Raw genomic sequence first — 12,308 nt, forward strand, 5'->3', positions numbered from 1 at the left:
CAAAAGCGCTAAAAGAAAGATCCTGAATCTCATTAAAACCTCCAAAAAACAGGCCACAAAAGCGCAGGACGGGTAATTTTCTACGCCATAAGCAACCGGAATTCAAGCCATTAGTTGCGTAATGGTTCTCGCCTAAAATACGAAAAAGTTGCGTGATTTTCCCTTTTCCCCGTCAGAGGGAGCAACAGCATCCAGACCCCAAAAAGTTTTCATTCGAAAACATCCTTATTAAGATTAAGATCAAGACCAGGATCAGGATGAAGATGAAGATGACCTTTCTCGTCACTCGGGGATGACAGCCGTTCACCAGTCACGAGTCACGGCAGTTGCGGGAGGGGGTCGAATCCTGATCGCTGATCACTGATCTTTGATCCGCCTTTTGTAAGATTAGCTTATATTCGAAAATATCGTTATTAGGGTTAAGATTAGGATTAAGATGAAGATTCGGGGATGACAACATGAATGTCATTCCCGCGCTTTTAGGCCGCCGCTACCGCGGGGTTCCAACCGTTCACCAGTTACGAGTCGCGGTTGTTGCTGATTTTTCGGAGGTAACTTGATTTAGGCAATTTCCTCCGTGCTTGGCCTGAACTGAAGGGCTTCGGCGATGTGCTCCTCCAGCACGTCGGCGCTTTCCGCGAGATCGGCTATGGTGCGAGCGATCTTGAGGGTTCTATGAGTGGCCCTCGCGGATAGATTATGACGGGCGGCTGCGGAGGCTAGCAATTTTTTGGCTCCGCTTCCCGGATTGACGTGGGTTTTTAATTCGCGTCCTGTGAGATGCGAATTGTATTTTTCCGATCTACCATATCTTTCAGACTGTATCTTCCGCGCCCTCATGATTCGTTCGAGCACTTCGCAGGAGTGCTCTTCCTGAACGTGCTCCATGAGCGCTTCGTGAGGAGGAGGGCCTACTTCGATGTGCAGATCGATCCGGTCGAGCAGCGGACCGGAAAGCTTGGCGCGATATCTGCGGATGTCGCCTATCGAACAGGTGCATGGGCGCGAAGGGTGTGTGAAAAATCCGCATTTGCAGGGGTTGTAAGCGCATACCATCATGAACTTCGCAGGATAGACGATCATCGTCTGCGATCTGGTGATTCGCACTATGCCGGATTCCATCGGCTGTCTCAAAACCTCCAGAACGTCGCGCCTGAACTCCGCCATCTCGTCTAAAAAGAGAACTCCGCGGTGAGCGAGGGATATCTCCCCCAGCCTTGCAGTTCCTCCCGACCCTCCCCCTATCAGACCTGCGTATGAGGCCGAGTGATGAGGCGCTCGGAACGGACGCTTTGTCGGGAGCTTCTGCCCCGGGGCGATCAGCCCGTGACAGCTTCGAATTTTCATCACCTCGAGCGCCTCGAACTCGGTGAGGGGAGGGAGGATCGAAGGTAGCCTTTCGGCGAGCATGGTTTTGCCGGTTCCCGGAGGTCCTTTCATCGCGATATTGTGTCCTCCCGCTGCGGCGATCTCGAGGCCCCGTTTGGCAAATGGTTGCCCTTTCACATCGGAGATGTCGAGAGTTTCGGCTTCCGGATGTGCCTCTCTTCTGTGTTCTGGAAACTGAGGACTTAGCTCGCCGTTCAGAAATGAGATTACATCCGAAAGTTTTTCGACGGGGATAACTTCCCCCGGCATCGCGAGCTTTGCCTCCCAGGCATTTTCGCGAGGAACTATGACTCCTTTCAGCCCGAGCCTTCTCGCTTCAAGTGCCATCATGAAAATCCCTGCGACAGGCATGATGCGCCCATAGAGAGATAGCTCTCCGGCCATGATGAATTTAGAGGCCATCGCGGCGCTGGCGTTTTCCGTGGCGCAAAGCAGTGCCACCGCTATCGGAAGGTCGTAATGCGTGCCAGCCTTTTTGATGTTGCCGGGGGATAGATTCACGAGCGTTTTTCTGTTGGGAGTCATGAACCCCGAATTTCTGATTGCGCTCGATACGCGGTCGCGCGCCTCCTTTACTGCCGTCTCCGGCAGGCCGACCATGTTCCAGCCCGGAAGACCTCTCATGAGTATCTCTACCTCGATCTTGATCGCTACCGCCTCTATTCCGTCAAGCGCCGCTGAGAATGTGTGTGCTAGCATGTTTCTTCTTCAATGCAATTGCCATGCCCGGGTAAAACGCATATATATCAAGGCTGGGTATTTGCTAAACTGTATGAAAACGATGCTTGTGGATAATTTTCATACACTTCCGGAGAGGGCGGATATGATAATTCAGATATATGAGGTGAATTCTGAGGCAGAGGCGAAGCAGTTGGCCGAACTCGGCGTCGATCACATAGGGAGCGTAATAACTCCCGAGATGCGCTGGGACGACCCGGGTGTGAGAGGGGCCGTAGCGGCTGCGAAGGCATTCGGAAGGAAAAGTTCGTTGATTCAGTTTTCCGACGATTTTGAAACTGTTTCAAGGATAATTGATTATCATCGGCCCGACATTCTCCATTTCTGCGAGGCGCTTCATGGCTTTGCGGAAGATAGGCTTGCGGAGCTTTTGCTTTTGCAGCTAAAGATAAGGGAGAGATATCCATTTTTGTCCATCATGCGCTCCATTCCAGTTGCGCAAAGCGGTAGGGGGGAGCGTGTCGATACGCTGCACTATGCAGAAATATTTGCGCCCGGCAGCGACTACTTTCTGACAGACACTCTGCTCATAGCGGATTTCGACGGAACGGAAGAAGAACAGCCGGTCCCCGGCTTTGTGGGAATCACTGGAAAACTCTGCGATCTCGATGTTGCAGCGAGGCTCGTTAGCTCATTCAAAGTCCCGGTCATACTTGCCGGCGGGCTCTCTCCTCTTAACGTGGCGGAGGCTATAGAAAAGGTAAAGCCATGTGGAGTGGACAGCTGCACCCTCACCAATGCGATTGGGCAGGGCGGCAGGCCGGTGCGTTTCAAAAAGGATATGAAGTTGGTGGAGCAGTTCGTGACGAACGCGAAAAAGTTATTTTAGAGCTTCCTGAGATTTGAATTTGCGAAACGGGGAGAGGTCGGTGATAACTTCGATGTCATCGGCGGTTTCATTTCTCATGATCATGCGCGTGAGCATCTCGCCGAGGCCGAGCCCCAACATAAATCCCTGACCGCACATCCCGGCTGCTATCAGATATCCATCCAGAGAATTATGCCATCCTACAAGCGGCGATCCATCCGGCGTCGAAGGATAAAGCCCGCACCATGTTCTGCGAACCCTTATTCCGGCGAGTCTCGGCATCAGCCACACCATCCGCTTGGCTGCCATAGGAAGAAAGAGCGACGATTCTCCCCTCTCGTATCCTGAAATTTCAGGTTCAGGGCTTATGCAGAAAATGATCTGTCCGGAGCGCAGTTGGTAGAAATAACAGTTGCTGGACCCGGGCGCAGGTTTGATATCGACGATCATCGGTCCGAGAAACTGCGCTACGGGTTCCGTGATTCCGGCTTCGTGCGAGTCGGGGAGGACGGGGAGGTTGAGGCCGACTAATTTACCGACCTCTGTCGCATATGCCCCGGCAGCATTTACTACGCAGGCTGTTTTGTAAGTCCTTTTGTCGGTTCGCACGCCGGTGACGCGCCCTGCGTTCGTATCTATTCCAATCACCTTTTCGTTGAAACGAAATTCAGCCCCATAGGTCTTGGCCTGATCGTAGAAGGCATGGTTCGCCAAAAGTGTGGAGCAGTGACCGTCATTCGGCGAGAATGTTGCTCCCCTGAGATTTGCAGGATTGAGATCGGGGGCTATGCTCAGTACAGCCTCCTTGTCGTGCCAGTCTATTTTTAGCCCGTGTGCGTGTTGTTCCTTGAGCAAATTTTTGAGGATGAGCTCCTCTTCCTCCCTGTAGGCGACGAAGCAGTATCCTCCCGAATGCCATTCGATGTCGTGGCCGAAGGTTTCCTTCCAGCTCGATATTATTTCCAAACTTCTCTTGCATATGATCAGCTTGGAGGGATCCGAGTGCGTTGCGCGCATGCCGCCTATGGCCGCCTTGTTCGAGCCCTGCCCTTGGCTCGGGAGGGCATCGATCACGAGCACGCGCATCTTTTCCCGCGCCATCGCCAAAGCTGCGGGGACTCCTATGCTTCCGGCGCCGATGATGATGACGTCGTAGCTTTGAATCATTTTTCCTCCGAAACGCCGGCGAAAATGCCGATCGGCACTTCGATGAAAAGAGGGCGCCTGGTATTTTCTGTAACATCAGTAAAAGGAACTCCTTCTTCGCTGAAAAGCCTCTTGATGAGGGGCTGGCATGTTTTCCCCTGGCATGCTCCCATGCCTGCGCGTGTGACCGCCTTGACCTCGTTGACGTCGCGATACCCCTTGCGAATCAGTTCGCGAATGGTGCCGGCCGTTATTCGCTCGCATCTACAGACTATGGTATCATCTGTGATGCGCGTGATTTTTTCCTCCATTGCCTCGCTTACCCACAGCTCCTGCACGCGTATTCCGGCGATGCGGGCTGCTATGTTTTTCGGTGCCTGCAACTTGAGAAGAATGGTGTGATCGTTCTTTTCAATGGTGCGAACGTTGGTTACCGTCACATCTCCCAGCGGTTCTCCCTCGGAACTTATCGCGGTAACCGAATCTCCCTCACGCGTGGCTCTGTTTGAAAACTCGTGTGCTATCGTCACCGTGGGATTCTGCGGATCGTTGCGGTAATCGACCAGCGTCACTGCGAGCCCGGGGCAGATGGTTACACATTTTTCGCAGCCGACGCATTTTTTGCCCGACTTTCCGCCGAGGAAGACGGGGAGATGCCTTATGTCCGCCTCTTCGATCTTTATGAGATGTTGAGGGCAGACGGAGCTACAGGGATTGCACGGGATTTCCTGATAACAGTGGAATACCGGAACTATTCCATCCTCGCAATTTTGGTTTTTCTTATTCTCAGTTCTGCCGGGGCGGGACTTTAGTATCTCGGCGGTTTTCACCCAGTTTTCGGGAACATCCGGCGCATCTGCCCCTAGCATCTTGGCCATCTCTACGCCGCGAATTTTGCCGGCGAACATCGCCGCCGATGCTTCAGCTATCTCCTCGGCATCGCCTGCCGACAGCACGTGCATCCCGAATTTTTTTGCTTTGATTGCGAATTCGTTCACGGGGTCGAGGCCGACCGCCACGAGTATGGTGTCGCATTTGAACGAGCGTTCGCTTCCTTCGACGGGGCGAAAGAGCTCGTTCACTTCGCTGATCGTCACCGATTCCACCTCGGTTCTCCCGTTAGCGGAGATTATCGTGTGGTTCGTGTATATCGGGACTCCGGCGCGGATTAGCTTGTCCTTGTGCACCTTGTATCCACCGCATTCGGGCATCGCCTCGGCCAGCCCCACCACTTCGATCCCGGCTTGAAGCGCGTGGTATCCTGCGATGAGCCCCACGTTGCCTCCGCCTATTATGAAAAGCCTGTCTGAAATCTTTACCAGATCTCGGTTGACCAGGGTTTGAAAAGCCCCTGCTCCGATTACTCCGGGAAGGGTGTTGCCGCGAAACACTATAGATCTCTCTCTGGCGCCGGTCGCCACCAGCGTTACCTGTGGCTTCAGAATTACATACTCCTTCCCTTCTTTGAGGATGCCGACCACCCGGTCTCGGAAGATGCCGAGCGCGGTGCTGTTCGTCCATATTTCTATCGAGGGATGTTTCTTGATCTCTGATTCCAGCTTTTTGGCGATTTCTATGCCGCGCGTTCCAGCGTGTACGGCCGATATGGAGCCGAAAAAACGATGGGTCTGAAGCAGGAGCTTTCCGCCAAGGGATGGTTTGTCGTCGATGAGTAAGCTCTTTATGCCCATCTTGCCCAGTTCGATCCCGGCAGAGAGCCCGGCGGGTCCCCCTCCCAGTATGAGGGCAGGGAGCTCTATTCTTTTTATCTCCTTGCTATACGGAGCATTTGATTTTTTCGGGAAGATCGGATCACCTCTTAGCTCGGCCACCTCATCTCCGGCGGAAATCTTGGTCATGCACGCCTTCACCGGGAAGTCGTTTAAAAGCACCATGCACTGCGAACATTGCCCGTTGGCACAAAATATCCCCTGCGGGGATCCGTCCTTTTTGTGTTTTCCGAAGATTTTGACTCCGTTGGCAAGCAGGGCCGAGCTTATCATCTCGTCAGGCAGAGCCCACATCGTAGAGCCGTTCCATGTGAATGATATTTTTTGCAGTGAGGGGATCGGCAGAATAGGGTGCTCTTTCAGCCTTTTGTCCGTCATCTAAGCCCCCTTTGCAGACGATTCGTCGCAGAGGAGAGAGTAGCTATAAGAGAAGATAAAAAGAATCAAGCGGCAGATTTGACAATTTTCCCGGATCGTCTTGACTATTGCGCCGTTTTTTTTCACATTGCGTGATCATTTCAGATGGGCGTTTAGCTTTGTTGTTATCGCGAGAAAGGGGTAACTAAGATGAACGATGTCATAATACTTGGCTCCGGACCGGCTGCTTTGACCGCTGCGATCTACGTTTCGAGATCGAGCTTTTCACCGCTTGTAGTCGAGGGGCTCCAGCCGGGCGGTCAGCTCACAATCACTACGGATGTGGAAAATTTCCCCGGCTTCGCCAAACCGGTCGAGGGGCCGGCTCTTATGGCTGATATGAGGGCGCAGGCCGAGCGCCTCGGCGCGACCTTTATCTCCGGCGTCGCAGAAAAGGTGGATCTTTCAAGGCGTCCCTTTTCCATAATCGTCGGCGGGAAGGAGCTGCAGAGCAAAACCCTGATCATAGCCACCGGCGCCTCTGCGAGGTGGCTTAATATCGAATCCGAAAAGAAACTTCATGGCAGGGGGGTCTCTGCATGCGCCACCTGCGATGGTTTCTTCTTCAGGGGCAAGGCGGTTTGCGTAATAGGTGGAGGCGATACGGCCCTCGAGGAGGCGATGTATCTGGCAAATCTTGCATCCAAGGTGACGCTCATCCACAGGCGCGATGAGCTTCGAGCTTCCAAGTCGATGCAGGAGAGGGCTCTAAAAAATTCGAAGATAGAATTCGCATGGAACTCTGTTGTCGATGAGATCCTCGATGTGGCCAAAGGTGAGGTCACCGGCGTTAGGGTCAAGGATGTGAAGAGCGGAGAGCTGCGCGACATACCCTGCGATGGAGTCTTCGTGGCGATAGGTCACACGCCTAACACATCTATTTTCAGGGGGCAGCTTGAGCTGGACGAGAACGGATATATCGTTACCGAAAAATCCAGCATGAAGACATCCGTGGATGGAGTGTTCGCATGCGGCGATTGTCAGGACAGCAGATACAGACAGGCTGTTACCGCAGCTGGAACCGGGTGTATGGCAGCTATCGATGCCGAGAGATTTTTGCAGGAGAACTCGTGAAATCTGTTCCATCAACAGCGCTCGTTATAGCGGCTGTCATCCTGATTTTCCCCGTGCAACTGCACGCGAGGAACTATAACAGCTTTGGTCCGATATCCGTCAGAAATCAAAATCCGGTTTATTTACAGAATCTCGGACTTACTCCAAGGCGTGCGGAGCCGCTAGCCAGCGGGACTCTTGAGACGAGAATAGACTCGGCCTACTCGAGCATGTATGAGGCGCAGATTGGTAATAACTCCAGCATGGATTTCGATATGGAGCTCTGGCGGCTCGCGCTTCACATGGATTACGGCGTTAGAAATGACATGGAGGTTGGAATCGAAATTCCGATGCTGCATTTCAACGGCGGTTTTCTCGACAGGTTCATACAGGAGTTTCACAACTTCTTTCATCTGCCCAATGGCGGGCGCGAGAATGTGCCGAATGGAAGATTCTCTTACAGGTTTTCATCCGGAGGGAGGGACCTGCTGGATTATCCGGAGATGGGGCTTGGTCTCGGCGATATCTCATTTCACGTAAAAAATCAGCTTCTTGGCGAGGATGACGATTGGCCTGATCTCTCCTGGTTCGCGGAGATCAAGCTCCCGACGGGCAAGAAGAGCAGGGGGCTCGGCAGCGGTGCGATGGATTTCGGGGTGGGATCGATATTGGGGGTTTCCCACAAACGCGTACATGGTCACGTGAACGTCGGGCTTTACGTGCTGGGGGGGAATCAGTCGATCAGCAATTTCATGTACAACAACATGTTGGCATTTTCCCTGGCAGGGGAGCTTACGCTCCTTCCTACCTGGTCGATGATCGTTCAGCTGGACGGTTCCACTCCGCTTTTTAATAGCACTTCCATGGATAACTGGGATGGCGTTCCGATGAATCTCATCGTAGGGTTCAGAGGGGAGGAGCGCAGCATAATACGCAACAGCGATCTCATCTGGCAATTCGGATTTGTGGAGGATATCACCTCAAGGGGGCCGGCGGTTGACTTCACCGTCTTTTTCTCTCTCGGGATGCGCTTTGACACCCTCGGACGGCACCGTCCTGCGGGGGACTGGCTCGCCAGAAAAGTCCTGAAATAAAATATCCTGAGATAAAAAAAGGCATGTGGAAAGCGCATGCCCTTTTTCTATTCGCGTGTCGATCGTCCGTCAAAATGGTATGTCGTCGGGCCCCGCATCTATGTCGAACGCAGGGGCTTCGTCGGAGTTGGCAGGTGGCGATGTGAACTCGACGGAACGCCCGGAGGAATCCCCCTTGGAACCGAGAAACTGAACGCTCTGTGCGACGACTTCGGTCGTGTAGCGTTTCTTCCCTTCCTTGTCGTCCCACTGGCGGGTCTGCAGCTTTCCTTCGATATAGACCTGGCGGCCCTTCGAGAGGTATTGCGCGCAGTTTTCAGCCTGTGCACCCCAGACCACTATGCGATGCCATTCGGTTTTTTCCTGTTTCTGGCCGCTTTTGTCCTTCCAGGTCTCCGATGTAGCGAGGTTGAATTTCGCGACGCTTCTCCCGCTTCCCGTTACCAGTTTTTCTGGATCGGTTCCAAGCCTGCCGACCAATATCACCTTATTTACACTCATATCTAGTCCTTCCTTTTGTCTATTTGTTTCTCCAAACCCCTGAAGGAGATCTTCCAGTCTTCATATGAGGCGTCATGCTTCCATTGTTGGACCAGCGATTTTGCATCCGCCAGGGCCTCGATCGCGTCGCCGAATTTCTCCTGTGAGAGGTAGTTTTCGGCAAGCGAGAGATAGTTTTCCGGATAATCCGGGGCGAGTTCGACCGCTTTTTTAAGACAGCTTTCCGCGAAGGGGAGGTTGCGCGTAACGCTTTCAACGTTGCCGCCGGTCTGCGGGAGCTGCGTGTAGATCTGTCCGAGCATCCGATATGCCCCTGCGTGCTCGTATTTCGGATCGAGAGAGATGACGGCGTTGCAGTCATCTATCATTCTCTTGATGCCGTTTTGATAGCCCAGCACGCGGACCTTGTAATATAGGCCGGTGTTGACGGCCCTCCAGTATCGGCAGCCCGCATTTTCCGGGGCGTGCATGAGGCAGCGCTCCGCGATCTCCATCCCTTTTTCGGCGTAATCCTTAGATTTGCCGCGATCCTTCTCTTCCATCGCTTTGAGTGCCAACTCTCGCGATTCGCCCTGCATCGCGTACTGATTGGCTTTTCCGTTCATCGTCGATGGATTTACAGCTGAAGCGCTGCTGGAGCAGGAAGCAAAGTGCACGCAGGCCGCAACTGCGGTCAGTATGAGGGCTGGACTTATTCTAATCATGGCTCGCATGCCCTAGCAGGTTTTGTTGTCACCTTCAAGGGATTAAATATGGGAAATGCGCGGGCCTTTGCATAAGGGGAGTCAGGGCAGACGCCGCATATCAACAGCTTGACTTAACGGGGGTTTTTCTGTTAGCCAGCGTATTCGTTTTTGGCGGCGTACCCAAATGGCTAAGGGGACGGTCTGCAAAACCGTTATCTACCGGTTCAATTCCGGTCGCCGCCTCAGATGGAATTTATGGGCATGCGCATGGCGCGTGCCCGTTTTTTTTACATCCTGTTTTGGAATTTCAATTGGCAGCTTCCGAAGAGATCTGGATCCGAGAGGTCGAGCTTCAGCACCCTGCCATCCGTCGTTCCAACGAAGAGCCACGATGCGCTTGCCACGATATTCGCAGCGCCGTAGGAGACTTTTACGCACTCCATCCCCTGGGATGTGAATGTGTTTTTATCCACGTTTACACGCACTATCCTCTCTCCCGCTGCGAGATATATATGGAGGGACTGCTGCGTCGTGTCTTCTGCCGCAGCTTGATCGAAGGAGATATCCGTTATCTTGGCCTCTGCAGGTATGGCGTCTTCAAGAGAGATGTCGTGCTGATCGGCAGAAACCGAGGTAACATCCACAAATTTTAGCGAGTGATGGGGTTTTGCCATCGGTACCACCGCAATCGTTCCTGAGTTCATCAGGTTGAGTTCCGGGATGTGGTGAGCCTCGACATCTCCTACCGGACCGCTGAATCCTATCCATGCGCTCATCATCATACTTGACTCATTTCCGGGATGGAGACCGATTCCAGCCATGTGTCCTTGGTCGCCGGCGCTCATGACAAGCAGCAGGTTGCACGGGCTGTACCTCTTGCAGCCATCGCTGTCGATGTTGGTACGGGCCATCGCTACTGACCTTCTGGTGACATTCATCAGGTCAACGTCCGGAATTCTGTCGAATGTTTCGGGGATCAGGTGCGTCATTTTGAACTGCTTTTGCGACCAGTCTGGATGATCGCGGTACCCGACCAAAAGCGAGGGCGAGCTACAGAGATCCTCAGGATCCGGCGGACAATAGAAATGGCTTATGAATATAGTGCTCTCAGATAAGGTCGGAGAGTCGATAAAGCCTATCGGATATGTGGGGTAGAAGAAACTGTCCTCTACTATATGTGCCGATGAGAATTGATAGCTCTGAACGGGGGGATTTTGGACCCTGTCAAATCTTCCCATTACCGTAGGAGTCTCCCCAACCCCCATTGCAAGAGCTAGCCCTCCGTGATCTCTGGGCACGTAGCTCTGTGCTACCACGGGAATTTGTGCGACAGGGATCTCGATTCCGGCGGAACATGTCAGAGCGCTGGAGGTCGCTTGGCATTCGACCAAAGAGGGCTTGCCGACCGGAGTCATGCCGTACAATATGAGTTCGCCATTATAGAGGTCCATATCGGCGGTGAAAATTCCGGAGAAGACCTCCTTCATAGAAGGATCGCAGAGATCGCCGATTCCGTCCTCATTGGAATCTTTCTGTGCCGGGTTCGCCATATCAGGACAGTTGTCCAGGCAATCTTCTATCCCATCTTCGTCCGCATCCTTATCCGGGACTCCGCAGCCGCATACGCCGGGGTGGATCTTGTCGGGATCGGTTGGGCAATCATCGCATGCGTCGCCGACGCCGTCATTGTCGCTGTCGATTTGATCAGGGTTATAGTCCTCCGGGCAGTTGTCCTCTTCATCTATTACGCCATCTCCATCCATATCCGGTCGTCCAACCTCTGCTTCCGCTTCCACTTCTGAAGGATTTTCAATGTCGCAATTGTCGGGCGGGATATTCATATCCAGTTCAGATATGTCGCCCATATCATCCACGTCCTCTATATCACCCACATCCCCTACGTCATCTGCGTCGTCGGGTGGAATATCCGTACGGGGGGTGTCCGGTTCTGTGTCAGGCCTGCGTGGAAGTTCCTGTGCATCATAGGTGTCGGGAGGGGTTATCTGATCAGTGGGGGTGTCCATTTCCACATAGCCATCGTAGGCGTCGAATGAGATATCATTTCCGCTCGGTGGGAGGCCAGTACACCCGAACATAAACCCACCGCTTCCGAGGAGAAATTTGTATAAATTGCTTCCGAAGGAAGGCTTGTGTACGACGCGCATATCGCATGCGTACTTCCCCTCGAATTCCTTGCAGTCGAGGAAGAATTGGCGGTCGTCGCGATTCTTGAAAGCTATTGTTACGGTATCCTCAGGGGATTCGAAAGAGGGCCACGAACTGACGTCGGTGACCCAACGGCAGTCCTCTCTGGAATCCTTGCCGTGGCAGAACTTCTCCATGGCAAGCCCTATCGCAAGATGTAATCTTTTGTTCTCAATTCCCATTGTTCCTCTCCACTAGCAAATTTTTTCCTCTTACCTTCATTTTCGTAAAAAGCGGTATTATGTTGTGTGATTTTTTCGTGATTTCGTGTTTTGGATGATCTTGCGAACCAGTCTATGCTTTTGGCATAATCAGCCTTTCAAATCAAAGCTTTTTTGGGATCCGGGGATGCGGGTAATCCTGCTTTCCGAGAGGGAAGGGAAAATCACGCAACTTTTTCGTATTTTAGGCGAAAACCATTACGCAACTAATGGCTTGAATTCCGGTTGCTTATGGCGTAGAAAATTACCCGTCCTGCGCTTTTGTGGCCTGTTTTTTGGAGGTTTTAATGAGATTCAGGATCTTTCTTTTAGCGCTTTTG

Annotated in this window: 9 protein-coding genes and 1 tRNA gene; 4 read left to right on the forward strand and 6 right to left on the reverse strand. The window is 52.8% G+C overall.

Translation table 11 applies throughout. The annotated features are described in order from the left end of the window. Positions 1-561: 561 nt before the first annotated feature. The gene (locus GX659_07910; protein ID NLD28702.1) at positions 562-2,088 is read right to left on the reverse strand and encodes a YifB family Mg chelatase-like AAA ATPase; all 1,527 of its coding nucleotides are present in this window, start codon (positions 2,086-2,088) and stop codon (positions 562-564) included. 73 nt (positions 2,089-2,161) lie between these two features. Between GX659_07910 and GX659_07915 the strand changes: the two genes are divergently transcribed. Beyond that, a complete protein-coding gene (locus tag GX659_07915) occupies positions 2,162-2,956 on the forward strand; it encodes a hypothetical protein (GenBank protein NLD28703.1) in 795 nt (264 codons plus the stop codon). Here GX659_07915 and GX659_07920 read toward each other — a convergent pair. Both GX659_07920 and GX659_07925 read right to left on the reverse strand, forming a co-directional pair. Beyond that, the gene (locus GX659_07920) at positions 2,948-4,102 is read right to left on the reverse strand and encodes an FAD-binding oxidoreductase (protein ID NLD28704.1); all 1,155 of its coding nucleotides are present in this window, start codon (positions 4,100-4,102) and stop codon (positions 2,948-2,950) included. The two genes, GX659_07915 and GX659_07920, sit on opposite strands and share 9 nt — an antisense overlap. Continuing rightward, positions 4,099-6,189 (reverse strand): FAD-dependent oxidoreductase, encoded by a 2,091-nt coding sequence (locus GX659_07925; protein ID NLD28705.1) that lies wholly within the window; start codon positions 6,187-6,189, stop codon positions 4,099-4,101. The genes GX659_07920 and GX659_07925 overlap by 4 nt, the downstream gene beginning before the upstream one ends. A 189-nt stretch (positions 6,190-6,378) precedes the next feature. On the opposite strand from GX659_07925, the gene trxB reads away from it, so the two are divergent. Both trxB and GX659_07935 read left to right on the forward strand, forming a co-directional pair. Continuing rightward, positions 6,379-7,302, forward strand: a complete 924-nt coding sequence (gene trxB / locus GX659_07930; GenBank protein NLD28706.1) for a thioredoxin-disulfide reductase — start codon at positions 6,379-6,381, stop codon at positions 7,300-7,302. Beyond that, positions 7,299-8,375, forward strand: a complete 1,077-nt coding sequence (locus tag GX659_07935) for a DUF3187 family protein (GenBank protein ID NLD28707.1) — start codon at positions 7,299-7,301, stop codon at positions 8,373-8,375. The genes trxB and GX659_07935 overlap by 4 nt, the downstream gene beginning before the upstream one ends. Positions 8,376-8,444: 69 nt before the next feature. Here the strand turns inward: GX659_07935 and GX659_07940 are convergent, their stop codons facing one another. Then, a complete protein-coding gene (locus GX659_07940) occupies positions 8,445-8,876 on the reverse strand; it encodes a single-stranded DNA-binding protein (GenBank protein ID NLD28708.1) in 432 nt (143 codons plus the stop codon). Between the two features lie 2 nt (positions 8,877-8,878). Continuing rightward, a complete protein-coding gene (locus tag GX659_07945) occupies positions 8,879-9,580 on the reverse strand; it encodes a hypothetical protein (GenBank protein NLD28709.1) in 702 nt (233 codons plus the stop codon). A 152-nt stretch (positions 9,581-9,732) separates the two neighbouring features. Between GX659_07945 and GX659_07950 the strand changes: the two genes are divergently transcribed. Continuing rightward, positions 9,733-9,805 (forward strand) — tRNA-Cys (locus tag GX659_07950). Positions 9,806-9,849: 44 nt separating this feature from the next. Here GX659_07950 and GX659_07955 read toward each other — a convergent pair. Then, the gene (locus GX659_07955) at positions 9,850-11,949 is read right to left on the reverse strand and encodes a hypothetical protein (GenBank protein NLD28710.1); all 2,100 of its coding nucleotides are present in this window, start codon (positions 11,947-11,949) and stop codon (positions 9,850-9,852) included. Positions 11,950-12,308: the final 359 nt, after the last annotated feature.

The sequence above is a fragment of the Myxococcales bacterium genome (genome assembly GCA_012513515.1).
In the GTDB taxonomy this organism is placed as follows: domain Bacteria; phylum UBA10199; class UBA10199; order 2-02-FULL-44-16; family JAAZCA01; genus JAAZCA01.

What these genes read in the sequence shown, in the direction of transcription:
- GX659_07910 (NLD28702.1), bottom strand. Translation starts at nt 2,088, where the DNA reads ATGCTAGCACACACATTCTCAGCGGCGCTTGACGGAATAGAGGCGGTA.
- GX659_07915 (NLD28703.1), top strand. Translation starts at nt 2,162, where the DNA reads ATGAAAACGATGCTTGTGGATAATTTTCATACACTTCCGGAGAGGGCG.
- GX659_07920 (NLD28704.1), bottom strand. Translation starts at nt 4,102, where the DNA reads ATGATTCAAAGCTACGACGTCATCATCATCGGCGCCGGAAGCATAGGA.
- GX659_07925 (NLD28705.1), bottom strand. Translation starts at nt 6,189, where the DNA reads ATGACGGACAAAAGGCTGAAAGAGCACCCTATTCTGCCGATCCCCTCA.
- trxB (NLD28706.1), top strand. Translation starts at nt 6,379, where the DNA reads ATGAACGATGTCATAATACTTGGCTCCGGACCGGCTGCTTTGACCGCT.
- GX659_07940 (NLD28708.1), bottom strand. Translation starts at nt 8,876, where the DNA reads ATGAGTGTAAATAAGGTGATATTGGTCGGCAGGCTTGGAACCGATCCA.
- GX659_07945 (NLD28709.1), bottom strand. Translation starts at nt 9,580, where the DNA reads ATGATTAGAATAAGTCCAGCCCTCATACTGACCGCAGTTGCGGCCTGC.
- GX659_07955 (NLD28710.1), bottom strand. Translation starts at nt 11,949, where the DNA reads ATGGGAATTGAGAACAAAAGATTACATCTTGCGATAGGGCTTGCCATG.